This is a genomic window from Nocardia sp. NBC_01009 (assembly GCF_045208035.1).
GTDB lineage: Bacteria > Actinomycetota > Actinomycetes > Mycobacteriales > Mycobacteriaceae > Nocardia.
This window is the reverse complement of record NZ_CP108695.1, coordinates 6,274,256-6,289,303: the sequence shown is the minus strand read 5'-3', so window position 1 is coordinate 6,289,303 and position 15,048 is coordinate 6,274,256. Positions and strand designations below refer to the sequence as shown.

Here is a 15,048-nt window from a genome sequence, read left to right as displayed (position 1 = left end):
AACATGGTGGCGACCTGCCTGGCGGCACCGAAGTGCGCGCCACAGCCGGTACTGAGGCGGTCCGGTCGACGCTCGGCGGCGCTCACTTGTGCGCACCTCCGGTGTGCCCGGGCGCCCCCGCTTCGGGCAGCGACGGCACCGACGGCGCGGGGTCGTGGCGGCCGATCGTGGTCAGCGTCTGTCCGACCGCCGGATTGATGAAGTCCAGCAGTGGTTTCGGGTAGACGCCGAGGAACAGCAGCGCCGCGATCAGTGGTACCACCACAGCGAGTTCGCGGGGCACCAGATCGTAGAGGCGCTCGTTGCCTTCCTTCACCGGGCCGGTCATCATGCGCTGGTAGAGCCATAGCACATACAGTGCGGCGAGCACGAGTGCGCCGGTCGCGATGACGGCGGCGACCTGGTAGCGGCTGAACGTGCCGGCCAGGACCAGGAATTCGCTGACGAATGGGGCGAGACCGGGCAGCGACAGCGTGGCGAGGCCGGCGATGAAGAAGGTGCCCGCGAGCACCGGCGCGACTTTCTGCACCCCGCCGAATTCGGCGATGACCCGGGTACCCCTGCGCGACACCAGGAATCCGGCGATCAGGAACAGTGCGGCGGTCGAAATGCCGTGGTTGACCATGTAGAGCGTCGCCCCGGTCTGTCCCTGGCTCGTCATCGCGAAAATGCCGAGGATGATGAATCCGAAGTGCGAGATCGAGGTGTAAGCGATCAGCCGCATCACGTCGGTCTGGCCGACGGCCAGTAGCGCGCCGTAGATGATGCCGATGACCGCGAGCGTGATCACCAGCGGCGCATAGGTGCCCGAGGCATCCGGGAACAGCATCAGGCAGTAGCGCAGCATGCCGAAGGTGCCGACCTTGTCGACTACCGCCATCATCAGCACCGCACTCGACGGCGTCGCCGCGACCGCCGCATCGGGCAGCCAGGTGTGCAGCGGCCACAGCGGGGCCTTCACCGCGAACGCGAACATGAACCCGAGGAACAGGGCGTTGAGCACGGCGGGACCGGCGCCGAGCTGTCCGGCGTTGGCCGCGGTGACCACGGTGCGGAAGTCGAAGGTGCCCGCCGAGCCCGCGCCGAGCCCTTCCCGCGCGGTGAGCACATACAACCCGATCACCGCGGCCAGCATGATCAGCCCGCCGAACAGGTTGTAGAGCAGGAACTTCACCGCCGCCCGCGACCGCTGCTGGCGCAGCTGCACATCCGCACTGCGCGGTCCGAAGCCGCCGATGAGGAAGTACATCGGGATGAGCATGGCCTCGAAGAACACATAGAACAGCAGGATGTCGAGCGAAACGAAGGAGATCAGCACCATCGCTTCGACCATCAGGCTGAGTGCGACGTAGGTGTGCACGACGCGGCGGCCGCTGCCGACCTCGCGCTCGTCGTTCCAGCCCGCGAGGATCAGCAATGGCACCAGCGCCGCAGTGAGCAGTACGAGTACCAGCGCGATCCCGTCCAGGCCCAGGGTGTATCCGGCGCCGAAGGCCGGAATCCACTCGTGGTCCTCGACGAACTGATATTGCGCCCCACCGGGATCGAAGCGCACCGCCAAGATGATGCCGATCACCAGCACCGCGATCGAGATGCACAGGGCCAGGCAGCGCGCCAGTGTGCGTTGGGCGGCGGGCAGCACGAGCACCGCAACAGAGCCGACCGCGGGCAACGCCCACAGCAAGGTCAACCAGGGAAAATCGGTCACCAGATCCTCACCGCCAGCAGGGCGGCGGCCACCAGGGCCGCGCCGGTGAACATGGACAGGGCATAGGAGCGTACGAATCCGGACTGGACGCGCCGGATGCGGCCGGAAAGGCCGCCGATCAGTGCGGCGGTGCCGTTGACGATTCCGTCGATGCCGCGGCTGTCGAGAAAGACGAGGACCCGGGTCAGGTAGGCGCCCGGCCGCATGAACACGCCTTCGTTGAATGCGTCGCCGTAGAGATCCTTGCGAGCCGCGACGGTCAGCGTGCTCACCGATTCCGGTGCGGTTTCGGGGATCTCACGCTGGGCGTACTGGTAGTAGGCGAACGCGACGCCCACAGCGACGACGATCAGCGCGAATGCGGTGATGACAGCGGCGGGAACGGCCTCTTCACCGTGGTGTGCGCCGACAACGGGTTCCAGCCAGTTCTGCAGCGACGATCCGAGGACGAACAGCCCGCCCGCAGCAACCGATCCGACGGCAAGCAGGATCATCGGTCCCGTCATCACCGCGGGTGACTCGTGCGGATGGGTGTCGGGTTTCCAGCGGCGTTCGCCGAAGAAGGTCATCAGCATCACCCGCGTCATGTAGAACGCGGTCAGTCCGGCGCCGAGCAGCGTCACTGCGCCGAGCGCCAAACCGCTGGCGCCGCCCTGGTTGAACGCCGCCTCGATAATGCGGTCCTTGGAGAAGAACCCGGCGAACGGCGGCACCCCGATGATGGCGAGATAGCCGAGCCCGAAGGTGATGTAGGTGATCGGCAGCAGCGTGCGCAGTCCGCCGTAGCGGCGCATGTCGGTCTCATCGTCCATTGCGTGCATCACCGAACCCGCACCGAGGAACAGTCCGGCCTTGAAGAAGCCGTGCGTGAGCAGATGCATGATGGCGACCGCGTAGCCGGCCGGACCGAGCCCGGCGGCCAGCACCATATAGCCGATCTGGCTCATGGTGGAGGCGGCGAGCGCCTTCTTGATGTCGTCTTTCGCGCAACCGACGATCGCACCGAACAACAGTGTCACCGCGCCGACGAGCACCACCCCGAGTCGGGCATTGGGCGCCAGGTCGAAGATCGGGCCGGACCGAGCGATCAGATACACGCCCGCGGTGACCATGGTTGCCGCGTGGATGAGCGCCGACACGGGGGTCGGGCCCTCCATCGCGTCACCGAGCCAGGACTGCAGCGGCACCTGCGCGGACTTGCCACACGCGGCGAGCAGCAGCAGCAATCCGATCGCCGTGAGCTTTCCCTCGCTGGCGGCGGACGCTGCGCCGAACACGTCGGTGAAGTTGATCGACCCGAAGGTGGTGAACATGGTGAACATGGCGATCGCCAGGCCCATGTCGCCGACCCGGTTGACCACGAAAGCCTTCTTGGCTGCTGTTGCGGCGGACGGCTTTTCGTGCCAGAACCCGATCAGCAGGTAGGACGCGAGGCCGACGCCTTCCCAGCCGAGATAGAGCACGAGATAGTTGTTCGCCAGCACCAGCAGCAGCATCGCCGCGAGGAACAGGTTGAGATAGGCGAAGAACCGTCGTCGTGCCGGATCGTGGCTCATATAGCCGATGGAATAGATGTGGATCAGCGATCCGACTCCGGTGATCAGCAGTGCGAAACAGATGGACAGCTGGTCCAATTGGAGGCCGAAATCGACCTCGAGTCCCGGCACCGGCACCCAGCTGAACAGGTCCTGGTGAATGGCTCGTTCGGCATTATCGCGGTCGAGCATGCTGAAGAATGCCATCCCGGCGACCACGAACGACGCGAGCGCCGCGACAGTGCCGAGCAGGTGACCCCACTTGTCGGTGTACTTCCCGCCGAGCAGCAGGATGACGGCGCCTGCCAGCGGCAGCGCGGGCAGCAGTCCGAGAGTTGTTGTCCCGTCCATGTCAGAACTTCAGCAGGTTGGCGTCGTCGACCGAGGTCGAGCGGCGGGCGCGGAAGATGGTCATGATGATGGCCAGGCCGACGACGACCTCGGCCGCGGCGACCACCATGGTGAAGAACGCGAACACCTGGCCATCCAGATTGGCATGCAGCCTGGCGAAGGTGACGAAGGCGAGATTCACCGCGTTGAGCATCAACTCGATGCACATGAACACGACGATGGCGTTGCGCCGCAGTAGGACTCCCGCGGCGCCGATCGTGAACAACAGCGCGGACAGGAACAGGTAGTTCTGGGGGTTCACCGTATGCCTTCCTCGTCAGCTCTGTGGGGAATCGTCGGCGGGCGCGTGGTTTTCGGTCCCGTCGGGTGTGCTCGTCGAGCCGACCGAGATGACGGCCGCTTCGGTGAGCGCCCTGGTGCGACGGTGCCGCAGGATGGTGCTGACCGACAATTCCTCGAAGGACCCGTCCGGCAGCCTGGCCGGGATGTCGACCGCGTTGTGCCTGGCGTAGACGCCGGGGGTGGGCAGCGGGGTGGCGCGGCGCGTGGGATACAGCGGGTCACCGGTGCTGCGGAACCGGCGCTGCGACATTTCGCGCTGGCCGAGCCGCTGGCCGAACTGCTCGCGGTGCGCGAGCACCATCGCGCCGATGGTGGCGGCGATGAGCAGTGCACCGGTGAGCTCGAAGGCCCACACGTAGCGGATGAAGATCAGCTCGGCGAGCTCGCCGATCACGTCACGGCCTGCGAATCCGGTGGCCGGGTAGGTGATTCCGGAGTTGCGGACGCCGCTGGCGATGCCGCTGATCAGCAGCAGGCCGAAACCGAGGCCGACCGCGGCGGCGGAAAGCCGTTGCCCGCGAATGGTTTCCCGCAGCGACTCGGCGGAATCGACGCCGACCAGCATGAGCACGAACAGGAACAGCATCATCACCGCGCCGGTGTAGACGACGATCTGTACCACGCCGAGGAACAGGGCGTCCTGGGCAATGTACATGACCGCGAGCGCGATCATCGTCGAGGCGAGGCACATCGCCGAATGCACAGCCTTGGGTGCGAAGACCATGCCGAGCGCGCCGATCACGGCCAGCGGGGCGAGGATCCAGAAACTGACGGCCTCACCAGTGGAAGCTCGGGTCAGTGGCTCGGCGGCCAGGATCAATGCGTTCACGGCGCGCCTCCTTCCGCGCCCGCGGTGGCGGGCAGCCTCGGGGGAGTGGGTTCCGCCTCTGCGGCGCCACCGGGCACGTTGCCGCGGTAGTAGTCGCCTTCGTCGGTGCCCGGATACATGGCATGCGGTGGCGCGATCATGCCGGGCTGCAGCGGGGCGAGCAGCTGGTCCTTCTCGTAGATCAGATCGGCGCGATTGTCGTCGGTCATCTCGTATTCGTTGGTCATCGTCAGCGCCCGTGTCGGGCACGCTTCGATGCACAGACCGCAGCCGATGCAGCGGAGGTAGTTGATCTGATAGACCTGGCCGTAACGCTCACCCGGTGAGAAGCGCTGCTCCTCGGTGTTGTCCGCGCCCTCGACGTAGATGGCGTCGGCGGGACAGGCCCAGGCGCACAGTTCGCAGCCGATGCACTTCTCGAGTCCGTCCGGGTGCCGGTTGAGCTGGTGGCGACCGTGATAGCGCGGCGCGGTCGGTACCTTCTGCTCCGGGTAGAACTCGGTGTTGGCCTTTTTGAACATGGTCGATGCGGTGACGACGAATCCGGCAAGCGGAGCGAACAGACCGGGTTTCGGCATGGGATGCGCCAGCGCGGGGTCGGGCATCGGCGGTGTCGGGAAACCGAGGAACACCGTCGACCCGCTCGCACCGGATACCTCGGGACTCGGTTCCGCCACCGGCGGCGGCATGCCGTCTGCGCGTCCGGCCCGCAGGAACATGCCCACCATCAGCACGGAGATGATCAACCCGCCGATGACCAACACGGGTGTCTGGACGTGATAGCCCTCGGCCTCCAACACTCGAGCAGTGGCCACCAGCATCACCCACAGCAGCGACGCCGGAATCAGCAGCTTCCAGCCGAGATTCATGAACTGGTCGTAGCGCAGCCGCGGCAGTGTGCCGCGCAGCCAGATGAATACGAACAGGAACGTCCACACCTTGAGGGTGAACCACAGCACCGGCCACCAGCCGGAATTGGCCCCGTCCCACATGTTCAGCGGCCACGGTGCGTGCCAGCCGCCGAGGAACAGCGTGGTCGCCAGTGCGGAAACCGTTGCCATATTGATGTATTCGGCGAGCATGAACATCGCGAACTTGAGCGACGAGTACTCGGTGTGGAAGCCGCCGACGAGCTCCCCCTCGGCCTCGGGCAGGTCGAACGGCGCCCGGTTGGTCTCGCCGACCATCGAGACGCAATAGATCAGGAACGACGGCAGCAGTAGGAAGACGTACCAGGTGCCCTCCTGTGCCTTGACGATGCCCGAGGTGGCCATGGTGCCGCCGAGCAGGAACACCGTCGCGAAGCACAGCGCCATCGCGATCTCGTAGGAGATCACCTGCGCGGTCGAGCGCAGGCCGCCGAGTAGCGGGTAGGTGGAGCCGGACGACCACCCGGCGAGCACGATGCCGTAGACGCCGATCGAGGTGATCGCGAGGATGTAGAGCACGGCGACCGGCATATCGGTCAGCTGCAGCGCGGTGCGATGTCCCAGGATCGACACCTCCGGCCCGAACGGGATCACCGCGAACGCCATGACGGCAGGGATCACCGAAATGATCGGCGCCATGATGAAGATCGGCTTGTCCACGATCGTCGGGATGATGTCTTCCTTGAGCGCCATCTTCACGCCGTCGGCGATGGCCTGCAGTGTGCCCTTGGGGCCGACCCGGTTCGGGCCGACCCGCATCTGCATCCAGGCCACGATCTTTCGTTCCAGATACACCGCCATCAACGGGGTGAGCAGCAGGAAGGCGAAGATCGCGAGGGACTTTGCGAGCACGAGCCACAGCGGGTCGTGACCGAAGAGGGCGAACGCGTCGGGTCCGTAGGCGGCAGCGTGCGTAACCACGGAGGGCGTCGCGACGAGCAGAGCCAGATCACTCATGACGGTGTTCCTTCATCCTCTCGTCCGCACGTCGCAGATGAACCACGCCGCCCGGTTGGGTGGCGAGTTGTTCGAAGACCGAACTTCCCGGCGAATTCAGCGGCAGCCAGACCACCCGGTCGGGCAGGTCGGTGATCATCAGCGGCAGCGTGATGGTGCCGCGCTCGGTGACGATGCTGATCGGATCGTCTTCGACGGCACCGATTTCGGCGGCTGTCGCCTGCGAGAGTCGCACCACCGGCGGGCGTGCGATACCTGCCAGGTTCGGCTCCCCGTCCTGCATCCGGCCCTGGTCCAACAGCATTCGCCAGCCTGCGAGGACAGCGGTGCCCGGTTCGGGCTGGGTGACCGGGTGCGCACGATGCGCGGGTGGCGCGACGGGCGGGCCGTCCCACGCGCCGAGTTCGGCGAGTTCGGCACGGGCCGCATTGGCATCGGGCAGCCCGAGCGGCACTTGCATCTCATCCGCGATCGCCTGGATGACGCGCTGATCCGAGAGGGGAGTCGCCGCTCGCCGCACGGCGGAGTCGTGCAGCGCGGCGTCGAACTGCCGCGCGCGGCCCTCCCAGGTGCGGAAGGTGCCGGACTTTTCCATCGCCGAAGCCACGGGGAACACCACATCGGCGCGGTCGGTGATGGCACTGTGACGCAATTCCAGGCTGACCACGAAGCGGGCGGCGTCGACGGCGGCGAGCGCGGCCTGCGGGTCCGGCAGATCGGCGAGATCGACGCCGCCGATGACGAGAGCGCCGAGGGTGGCGGCGGCCTCCAGGATGGCGGCGGTGTCGCGGCCGACGGTCACCGGCAGGTCGGGCACGTTCCAGAGGGCCCGAACCTGTTGGCGGGCACGAGGATCCACGACGGGCCTGCCGCCCGGGAGCAGGCCGGGCAGTGCGCCCGCCTCCACCGCGCCGCGTTCGCCCGCCCGCCGCGGCACCCAGGCCAGGGCGGCGCCGGTCTCGTCGGCGAGCCGGACCGCCGCCGAGAGCGCGCCGGGGATTCCAGCGAGCCGCTCGCCGACCATGATCACCGCGCCCGATTGGCGCAGCAGCCGCGACGCCTCGGTCAGCTGTGCGGAATAGATTTCCGCGGTGGCGATTTCACCGGTGCGCAGCGTGTCGAGCAGGTGCGGCTCCGCGCCGGGCATCGCCTGCAGCAGGGTGCCGGACATGCGGTCGAGGCCACGCGAGGCGTAGGCGGCCAACGAGTAGACCGGCAGTCCGTGCTTGCGTGCGGCCTTACGCAGCCGCAGATAGACGATCGGTGATTCCTCCTCCGGCTCGAAACCGGCGAGCAGGACGATCGGCGCCTTTTCCAGGCTGTCGTAGTCGACGGTGACACCCTGCCCGGCGATGCGGGCGGCAAGGAAATCGGCCTCTTCGACCGAATGGACGCGGCTGCGGAAGTCGATGTCGTTGGTGCCGAGCGCAACTCGCGCGAATTTGGCGTAGGCGTAGGCGTCTTCTTCGGTGATGCGGCCGCCGATCAGGACACCCGCGCTGCCGTGCGCGGCGGCCAAACCCTCCGCGGCGGCGGCGAGCGCCTCGGACCATGAGGCAGGCGCGAGCTTGCCGTCCCAACCGCGCACCATGGGTGTGGTCAGCCGGTCGCGTTCGGTGGCATAGGCGAAAGCCCAGCGGCCCTTGTCGCAGTTCCATTCCTCGTTGACCTGCGGATCGTCGCCCGCCAGCCGGCGAAGCACCTTGCCGCGGCGATGGTCGGTGCGCTGCGCGCAACCCGACGCGCAATGCTCGCAGACGCTCGGACTCGATACCAGGTCGAACGGGCGCGCGCGGAACCGGTAGCTGGTGCCGGTGAGCGCGCCGACCGGGCAGATCTGCACGGTGTTGCCGGAGAAATACGAATCGAGCGGCTCGGCCTGCGCGATGCCGACCTGTTGCAGGGCTCCTCGATCCATGAGCTCGATGAAGGGGTCACCGGCGACCTCCTGGGAGAAGCGCGTGCAGCGGGCGCAGAGCACACAACGTTCCCGGTCCAGCAGCACCGCCGTGGACAGCGGAATCGGCTTGGGGTAGGTGCGTTTCACGCCGTCGAACCGGGTTTCGGGCCGACCGCTCGACATCGCCTGGTTCTGCAGCGGGCATTCGCCGCCTTTGTCGCAGACCGGGCAGTCGAGAGGATGGTTGATGAGCAGCAGCTCCATCACGCCCTCTTGCGCCTTGTCGGCGACGGCGGAGGTGAGCTGGGTGCGCACCACCATGCCGTCGGTGACTGCCATGGTGCAGGAGGCGACCGGCTTGCGCTGGCCTTCCACTTCGACGATGCACTGCCTGCAGGCGCCGACCGGTTCGAGCAGCGGGTGGTCGCAGAAGCGGGGGATCTGGATGCCCATCAGTTCGGCGGCCCGGATCACGAGCGTGCCCGCAGGCACGCTGACGGTGGTGTCGTCGATGGTCACGGTCACCAGATCGGCGGGAACGAGCCCGCTGGTATTGGTGTTCACAGTGGCAGGCCCACCCGTCACCCGGCCGGCACCCCCCATCGAATCGCTACGCGATGCTGTACTCATCGGACTCCTTCGGCCCAGGCAGTCGTGCGCGCGGGATCGAACGGACAGCCGTCGAGGCGCAGATGGTCGATGAACTCCTCGCGGAAGAACTTCAGGGAGGAGATGATCGGGCTGGCCGCGCCGTCACCGAGGGCGCAGAACGACTTGCCGTTGATGGTGTCGCTGATATCGAGCAGCTTGTCCAGATCGGATTCGGTGCCGCGGCCCGCCTCGATGCGCTTCAGCAACTGGACGAGCCAGTAGGTGCCCTCGCGGCAGGGTGTGCACTTGCCACACGATTCGTGGGCGTAGAACTCGGTCCAGCGCAGGACGGCACGCACCACGCAGGTGGTGTCGTCGAAGATCTGTAATGCCTTGGTGCCCAGCATGGATCCGGCGCCCGCGACACCCTCGTAGTCCAGCGGTACATCGAGGTGCTCGTCGGTGAACAACGGTGTCGACGAGCCGCCGGGCGTCCAGAACTTCACCCGATGCCCGGCGCGCACGCCGCCTGCATAATCGAGCAGTTCCCGCAGCGTGATGCCGAGCGGCGCCTCGTACTGGCCGGGCCGGGCGACATGGCCCGACAAGGAGTACAGCGTGAAGCCGGGCGACTTCTCGGTGCCCATGGACCGGAACCAGGCCGTGCCGTTGAGGATGATCGGTGGCACACTGGCAATGGATTCGACGTTGTTCACCACGGTCGGGCAGGCGTAGAGCCCGGCGACGGCGGGGAACGGCGGTCGCAGGCGGGGCTGGCCGCGGCGGCCTTCCAATGAATCCAGCAGCGCGGTTTCCTCGCCACAGATGTAGGCGCCCGCACCGGCGTGCACGATCAGCTCGAGGTCGTAGCCGGTGCCGAGGATATTGTGGCCGAGATATCCGGCCTCGTAGGCCTGGGTCACCGCGGCCTGTAGGCGACGCAGCACCGGCACCACCTCGCCGCGCACATAGATGAAGGCGTGCGCCGCGCGGATGGCGTAGGCGGCGATGATCACACCCTCTATCAGCGTGTGCGGAGTGGCCAGCATGAGGGGAATGTCCTTGCAGGTGCCGGGTTCCGACTCGTCGGCATTGACAACCAGGTAATGCGGCTTGGTGGTGCCGTCGGGGCCAGGACCCTGCGGAATGAAGCTCCACTTCATGCCGGTCGGGAACCCCGCGCCGCCGCGGCCGCGCAGACCCGCGTCCTTGACGGTCTGGATGACCTGGTCGGGGTCCATCCGCAAGGCTTTGCGCAGCGCCTGGTAGCCGTCATGGCGATGGTAGGTGTCCATCGTCCACGATTGGGGATCGTCCCAGTATCGGGTGAGAACCGGAGTCAACGTCATATCAGGCGCCCTCCATATTCGGCTGCGGCGCAGGCGGATTCATGTTGTGTTCCTGAGCGACCCGCAGACCGGCCAGGGTGGCCTCGCCCGCCGCGCCGTCCAGCACGCCGGGTCGCTGGTCGGGGAATCCGGCGAGGATGCGTGCGGTCTGCTTGAACGTGCACAGCGGCGCGCCGCGGCTCGGGGTCACCCGCTCTCCCGCGCGTAGCGAATCCACCAGTGCCTGAGCTGATTCCGGCGTCTGGTTGTCGAAGAACTCCCAGTTGACCATGACGACCGGCGCGAAATCGCACGCCGCATTGCACTCGACGTGCTCGAGCGTGATCACACCGTCCTGCGTGGTCTCGCCGTGCTGGATGTCGAGATGCCGCTGCAGTGTCGCGAGAATGGCGTCGCCACCCATCACCGCGCACAGTGTGTTGGTGCAGACCCCGACGTGGTAGTCACCGGTCGGTGTGCGCCGGTACATCGAATAGAAGGTGGCCACCGCGGTCACCTCGGCGCCGGTCAGTCCGAGCTGGTCGGCGCAGAATTCGATGCCGGTGCCGGTGACATAACCCTCTTCGGCCTGCACCAGGTGCAGCAATGGCAGCAGCGCCGACCTGGGGTGCGGGTAACGGCCGATGATTTCCTTGGCGTCGACCTCGAGACGCTCACGCACATAGGCCGGATACGGCTCTGGTCGCGTGGTCAGCTTCAGCAGAATCTCTGTCATCGGTCCACTCCGCCCATGACGGGATCAATACTGGCGACGGCCGCGATGACGTCGGCGAGCATGCCGCCCTCACACATCGCCGCCACTGCTTGCAAATTTGTGAACGAGGGGTCGCGATAGTGCACGCGGAAGGGCCGGGTGCCGCCGTCGCTGACCATATGTACGCCCAGTTCGCCGCGCGGCGACTCGACGGCCGTGTACACCTGCCCCGCCGGAACCCGGATGCCCTCGGTGACGAGCTTGAAGTGGTGGATGAGTCCCTCCATGGACGTGCCCATGATCTTGCCGATGTGCTTGGGGGAGTTGCCGAGTCCGTCCTGGCCGATCGAGAGGTCGGCGGGCCAGGCGATCTTCTTGTCGTCCACCATCACCGGACCGGGGCGCAGCCGGTCGAGGCACTGTTCGACGATCTTGAGCGATTCCTTCATCTCTTCCACCCGGATCACATAGCGGCCGTAGCAGTCGCAGCCGGTGGTGGTGGGAATGTCGAATTCGTAGGTCTCGTAGCCGCAGTAGGGCTGCGATTTGCGCAGATCGTGCGGCAAGCCGGTGGAGCGCAGCACCGGACCGGTGATGCCGAGCGCCATGCAACCGGTGAGATCCAGGTAGCCGATGTTCTGGGTGCGTGCCTTCCAGATCGGGTTGGCGGTGAGCAGTTTCTCCATGTCCCGCAGTCGCTTCGGCATCAGCTCGAGCAGCTCGCGGACCTTCGCGACACCGTTGTCCGGCAGGTCCTGGATGAGACCGCCCGGTCGGACGTAGGCGTGGTTCATGCGCAGGCCGGTGATGGTCTCGAAGACGTCCAGGATCAGTTCGCGTTCACGGAAACCGAACAGCATCGGGGTCAGCGCGCCCAATTCCATGCCACCGGTGGCCAGTGCGACCAGGTGTGAGGAGATGCGGTTGAGCTCCATGAGCATGACCCGGATGACGGTGGCCCGCTCGGGGATCTGCTCGGTGATGTCGAGCAGCTTCTCTACGCCGAGGCAGTAGGCCGTCTCGTTGAAGAACGGCGACAGGTAGTCCATCCTGGTGACGAAGGTGACGCCCTGGGTCCAGTTCCGGAATTCGAGATTCTTCTCGATTCCGGTGTGCAGGTAGCCGATTCCGCAGCGCGCCTCGGTGACCGTCTCGCCCTCGATCTCGAGAATGAGGCGTAGCACGCCGTGCGTGGACGGGTGCTGTGGACCCATATTGACGACGATGCGCTCTTCGCCCGCGCCGTCGAGCGCTTCGGCGACCTGGTCCCAGTCCTGTCCCGCGACGGTGACCACGGTGGGCTCTGCCCCCGCAGCCGACTCATGCCCGGCGTCATCTGCGACGTCGGGCCGAATGTCTGTTTCATTCATTAGCTGTACGTCCTCCGCTCGTCGGGCGGCGGGATACGCGCGCCCTTGTACTCGACCGGGATCCCGCCGAGCGGGTAGTCCTTGCGCTGGGGGTGGCCGCGCCAGTCGTCTGGCATGGTGATGCGGGTCAGCGAGGGGTGACCGTCGAAGAGGATGCCGAAGAAGTCGTAGGTTTCCCGCTCGTGCCAGTCGGTGGTCGGGTACACGCTGTACAGCGACGGTATGTGCGGGTCGGCGTCCGGCACGGACACCTCGATGCGCAGCCTGCGGTTGTGCGTGATCGACATGAGCGGGTAGACCGCGTGCAGTTCGCGGCCCTCGTCATCCGGGTAGTGCACGCCGCTGACGCCCAGGCAGAGTTCGAAGCGCAGTGCGGCGTCGTTGCGCAGCGTGAGCGCGACGGTCGGCAGGTGTTCGCGGCGCACATGCACGGTGAGCTCGCCGCGGAACACGACGATCTTCTCGATCGCGGTCTCGAAGCCGATGCCCGCGGCGGTGAGTGCGGTGCGCAAGGCGTCGACGACCTCGTCGAAGTAACCGCCGTAGGGTGCCGGGGTGCTGCCCGGCAGGCTGACCGGCCGGACCAGCTTGCCGTAGCCGGAGGTATCGCCGGTGCCGCTGACGCCGAACATGCCACGACGCACGCCGATCACCTCGGCGCCCGCCGCGGCCCACTCTTCTTCGGGGACAGTGCCTTCCGGTCCGGCCGTCGTGGCCTGCGGGAGTTCTTCCGACGGAGGTGTTCCGGTGTTGTCCGGGGAGTCGAACGTCATCGCAGCAGACCCTCCATCCGGATGGTCGGCGTCGATGCCAGCGCGGCCTGCTCGGCTGCGCGAACCGCCTCGTCGCGATTGACGCCCAGCGGCATCTCCTGAATCTTTGCGTGCAATGCCAGAATCGCGTTGAGCAGCATCTCCGGCCGCGGCGGGCAGCCGGGCAGGTAGATGTCGACGGGCACGACATGGTCGACACCCTGCACGATGGCGTAGTTGTTGAACATGCCGCCGGAGGATGCGCAGACGCCCATCGCGAGCACCCATTTCGGCTCGGTCATCTGGTCGTAGACCTGACGCAACACCGGCGCCATCTTCTGGCTGACCCGTCCTGCGACGATCATCAGATCGGCCTGTCGCGGGGAGGCGCGGAAGGCTTCCATGCCGAAGCGGGCGATGTCGAAACGGCCGGCACCGGTGGCCATCATCTCGATAGCGCAGCAGGCGAGACCGAAGGTGGCGGGCCAGAGCGAACCCTTGCGCAGATAGCCGGCGAAATCCTCGACCGTGCTCAGCAGAAAGCCGCTGGGCAGTTTTTCTTCGAGACCCATGTTGGACTACTTCTCACTTCCACTGTGTCGACATGACGGCATGCGTACGACCGCGCGGTATCAGTCCCAACTGAGGCCGCCGCGACGCCATTCGTAGGCGTAGGCGACGGAGACGTTGACGATGAACAGCGCCATCGCGGCAAGACCGAAGAGACCGAGCGCATCGAAGTGGACAGCCCACGGGTAGAGGAACACGATCTCGATGTCGAAAATGATGAATAGCATCGCGGTGAGGTAGTACTTCACCGGAAAGCGTTGTCCGGTAATGCTTCCCGGACCGCCCGCGACGGCGTGCGGGGTCGGCTCGATGCCGCACTCATAGGCCTCGAGTTTGGCCCGGTTGTAGCGTTTCGGGCCGACAAGGGCGGCCATCACTATGGAAAAGACCGCGAACGCAGCGCCGATCGCGCCGAGCACAAGCGTCGGCATTTCGATATTCACTACTGCACTTCCCCTCCTGCGAGCTGGAGTCAGCGTGTCGGGTGAGCGCGGGTTCGGTGGGTAGCGAGACCTGCTGAAGCAGGTCTCATACTCCGCCCGCGTTCATGTGAGCTAGGGCACACACTACAACTGGCACACCTGCGTGAGCCCGGTTTCGGAGCGTTGTTTGATCGAATTCGCGACTGCTATTTATGACTGACACGGGGGTAATCGAGATGTCGTCACGTGACAATCGGGCACCGCAATGACGGGCTCTATCCGCCATTTCGGCGGACGCCGGAATGTGGGATGCATAAAAAAGTCCCGGCGGACGCCGGGACTACGGAGATGTGGTTCGAGTCAGGCCGCGGTGCGCTTGCGCAGCAATGCGACCACGGCCTCGGTCAGCCGGATCGGATCGATCGGGTGTGCGACGGCGGCCTCGGCACGTGACCAACTGGCCAGCCAGGCATCGTCGGGGCGGCCGGTGAGCACGAGAACCGGTGGACACCGGTCGATCTCGTCCTTGAGCTGTTTGGCGATCCCGAGCCCGCCCGCGGGCGCCGCCTCGCCGTCCAGGATGGCCAGGTCGATGCCGCCTGCATCCATCTGGTCGATCACCACCGGTGCGGTGGCGACTTCGAGGTACTCCAGGCCGGGTAGCTCCGGGTGCGGGTGTCTGCCCAACGCCAGCATCACCTGGCGCCGAGTATCGGCGTCGTTGCTGTACACCAGGACCCGCAGAGGGG

General features: G+C 66.3%; 13 protein-coding genes and 1 pseudogene. All 14 read right to left on the bottom strand.

The features are described from left to right. Positions 1–82: 82 nt before the first annotated feature. Complete coding sequence (locus tag OHA42_RS28115) at positions 83–1,708, bottom strand: NADH-quinone oxidoreductase subunit M (RefSeq protein ID WP_406230809.1); 1,626 nt, start codon at positions 1,706–1,708, stop codon at positions 83–85. Then, a complete protein-coding gene (gene nuoL / locus OHA42_RS28110; RefSeq protein WP_406230808.1) occupies positions 1,705–3,594 on the bottom strand; it encodes an NADH-quinone oxidoreductase subunit L in 1,890 nt (629 codons plus the stop codon). The genes OHA42_RS28115 and nuoL overlap by 4 nt, the downstream gene beginning before the upstream one ends. Before the next feature lies 1 nt (position 3,595). After that, on the bottom strand, positions 3,596–3,895 hold the full coding sequence (gene nuoK, locus OHA42_RS28105) for an NADH-quinone oxidoreductase subunit NuoK (RefSeq protein ID WP_107656630.1): 300 nt from the start codon (positions 3,893–3,895) through the stop codon (positions 3,596–3,598). Positions 3,896–3,910: 15 nt separating this feature from the next. Next, on the bottom strand, positions 3,911–4,765 hold the full coding sequence (locus tag OHA42_RS28100) for an NADH-quinone oxidoreductase subunit J (protein WP_406230807.1): 855 nt from the start codon (positions 4,763–4,765) through the stop codon (positions 3,911–3,913). After that, positions 4,762–5,286, bottom strand: a complete 525-nt coding sequence (gene nuoI / locus OHA42_RS28095) for an NADH-quinone oxidoreductase subunit NuoI (protein WP_406239647.1) — start codon at positions 5,284–5,286, stop codon at positions 4,762–4,764. The genes OHA42_RS28100 and nuoI overlap by 4 nt, the downstream gene beginning before the upstream one ends. A 66-nt stretch (positions 5,287–5,352) precedes the next feature. After that, a pseudogene (gene nuoH, locus OHA42_RS28090) lies at positions 5,353–6,651 on the bottom strand (NADH-quinone oxidoreductase subunit NuoH); the annotation flags it as partial. Then, positions 6,644–9,154: an NADH-quinone oxidoreductase subunit G gene (locus tag OHA42_RS28085; protein WP_406239645.1), complete on the bottom strand. Its 2,511-nt coding sequence runs from the start codon at positions 9,152–9,154 to the stop codon at positions 6,644–6,646. The gene OHA42_RS28085 and the pseudogene nuoH, both read right to left, overlap by 8 nt. A 23-nt stretch (positions 9,155–9,177) precedes the next feature. Then, complete coding sequence (nuoF, locus tag OHA42_RS28080; RefSeq protein ID WP_406230806.1) at positions 9,178–10,491, bottom strand: NADH-quinone oxidoreductase subunit NuoF; 1,314 nt, start codon at positions 10,489–10,491, stop codon at positions 9,178–9,180. 1 nt (position 10,492) lies between these two features. Continuing rightward, complete coding sequence (gene nuoE, locus OHA42_RS28075; RefSeq protein ID WP_406230805.1) at positions 10,493–11,206, bottom strand: NADH-quinone oxidoreductase subunit NuoE; 714 nt, start codon at positions 11,204–11,206, stop codon at positions 10,493–10,495. Next, positions 11,203–12,555, bottom strand: coding sequence for an NADH dehydrogenase (quinone) subunit D (gene nuoD, locus OHA42_RS28070; RefSeq protein WP_406230804.1), 1,353 nt, complete (start codon positions 12,553–12,555; stop codon positions 11,203–11,205). Before nuoD ends, nuoE begins: the two co-directional genes overlap by 4 nt. After that, positions 12,555–13,328 carry an NADH-quinone oxidoreductase subunit C gene (locus OHA42_RS28065; protein WP_406230803.1) on the bottom strand — a complete coding sequence of 258 codons (774 nt, stop codon included), beginning with the start codon at positions 13,326–13,328 and terminating at the stop codon, positions 12,555–12,557. Before OHA42_RS28065 ends, nuoD begins: the two co-directional genes overlap by 1 nt. Then, complete coding sequence (locus tag OHA42_RS28060; protein WP_328402372.1) at positions 13,325–13,879, bottom strand: NADH-quinone oxidoreductase subunit B family protein; 555 nt, start codon at positions 13,877–13,879, stop codon at positions 13,325–13,327. Before OHA42_RS28060 ends, OHA42_RS28065 begins: the two co-directional genes overlap by 4 nt. 60 nt (positions 13,880–13,939) lie before the next feature. Next, a complete protein-coding gene (locus OHA42_RS28055; RefSeq protein WP_379070420.1) occupies positions 13,940–14,308 on the bottom strand; it encodes an NADH-quinone oxidoreductase subunit A in 369 nt (122 codons plus the stop codon). Between the two features lie 351 nt (positions 14,309–14,659). Next, entirely contained in the window at positions 14,660–14,995 is a 336-nt protein-coding gene (locus OHA42_RS28050) for a hypothetical protein (RefSeq protein WP_406239643.1), read from the bottom strand. Positions 14,996–15,048: the final 53 nt, after the last annotated feature.

Coding starts and splice junctions, on each gene's coding strand:
- nuoD (WP_406230804.1), bottom strand. CDS start 12,555: ATGAATGAAACAGACATTCGGCCCGACGTCGCAGATGACGCCGGGCAT.
- nuoI (WP_406239647.1), bottom strand. CDS start 5,286: ATGTTCAAAAAGGCCAACACCGAGTTCTACCCGGAGCAGAAGGTACCG.
- OHA42_RS28065 (WP_406230803.1), bottom strand. CDS start 13,328: ATGACGTTCGACTCCCCGGACAACACCGGAACACCTCCGTCGGAAGAA.
- OHA42_RS28050 (WP_406239643.1), bottom strand. CDS start 14,995: ATGCTGGCGTTGGGCAGACACCCGCACCCGGAGCTACCCGGCCTGGAG.
- OHA42_RS28085 (WP_406239645.1), bottom strand. CDS start 9,154: ATGGGGGGTGCCGGCCGGGTGACGGGTGGGCCTGCCACTGTGAACACC.
- nuoE (WP_406230805.1), bottom strand. CDS start 11,206: ATGACAGAGATTCTGCTGAAGCTGACCACGCGACCAGAGCCGTATCCG.
- nuoF (WP_406230806.1), bottom strand. CDS start 10,491: ATGACGTTGACTCCGGTTCTCACCCGATACTGGGACGATCCCCAATCG.
- OHA42_RS28060 (WP_328402372.1), bottom strand. CDS start 13,879: ATGGGTCTCGAAGAAAAACTGCCCAGCGGCTTTCTGCTGAGCACGGTC.
- nuoL (WP_406230808.1), bottom strand. CDS start 3,594: ATGGACGGGACAACAACTCTCGGACTGCTGCCCGCGCTGCCGCTGGCA.
- OHA42_RS28055 (WP_379070420.1), bottom strand. CDS start 14,308: ATGCCGACGCTTGTGCTCGGCGCGATCGGCGCTGCGTTCGCGGTCTTT.